Origin of the sequence: Bartonella jaculi (assembly GCF_039543045.1) — a bacterium.
Lineage (GTDB): Bacteria > Pseudomonadota > Alphaproteobacteria > Rhizobiales > Rhizobiaceae > Bartonella > Bartonella jaculi.
In genome coordinates this window covers 1-907 of sequence record NZ_BAABIZ010000145.1, presented here as the reverse complement: position 1 = coordinate 907, position 907 = coordinate 1, and the positions used below count along the sequence as shown (strand labels likewise).

Annotated in this window: 1 pseudogene; it reads left to right on the top strand. The window is 49.1% G+C overall.

Annotated features, from left to right (window positions below):
• A pseudogene (locus ABD915_RS09875) lies at nucleotides 1–907 on the top strand (phage tail tape measure protein); the annotation flags it as partial.

Genomic DNA, 907 nt, shown 5'->3' with positions numbered 1-907 from the left:
TGGGCGAATGCTCATCCCACTTTAACAAGCGCCATTATCAAAACCATTGCCGCTCTGATGGCTTTTAATATTGCTTTGCGTGTGTTGCGCTTTACTTTTGCTGGCACACGTCTTGGGCTTCTTCAATTGATCACGTCTTTTATCAAGATGGGTGCTGTGAGTCGTGGTCTTGCTGCAAGTTGGCGCGGGCTATTGGCTTCAGGGCGCTCACTGGGCTTGCTAACCGCGGGTCTTGGGGCAAGTTCACTTCGACTCTTGCGTCCCATGACTTTACTCGTGGCAGCGTTTCGGGGGATTATGATCTCAGGAAGTGCATTTGCTGCCGCTTTTGGTTGGATAGGGACAGCGATAGAAGTGATTGCTGCTGGCATAGCCTCTGTGGTTGGGGCTGTTTTTAGCCCAATCGGTGCTCTGATTGCTGCTGTTGTAGCTGTGATCGTGGCTGCTTGTTTTGTTTTGTGGAAATATTGGGATCGTTTTTCTTCCTTTGTCAAAGGTTTTGCACGGGGGCTAATACGCGCTTTTGGTCGTGCCTTTGAAGCCGTCATGCGTTTTTTTGGCGCCGACACGGCAACCATTACACGTTGGAAAAACATTATTGCTGCTGCCTTTGATTTCTCTGCCCATTGGCAAAAGTTCAAACAGGGACTTAGCGCTGTTGGCAAGTGGTTTGGCAATGTGTGGGAGGGCTTTAAACAAAGCCTTTCCAACTTTTGGAGCTGGTTGGGGAGCTTTTTTGCCCGCGAAACGCTCTCAGAGAGCGCCAAAGCTGGTATGGAACAAGCAGGGGAAGACTTGGCGAGTTGGATTGTCGATGGCTTTATGGGAAGTATCACAAAATTGATGGATTTTTTTAAATCCTTGCCCAGCCGCATCAGAGACTGGATTGGCAGCATTGATTTATCCG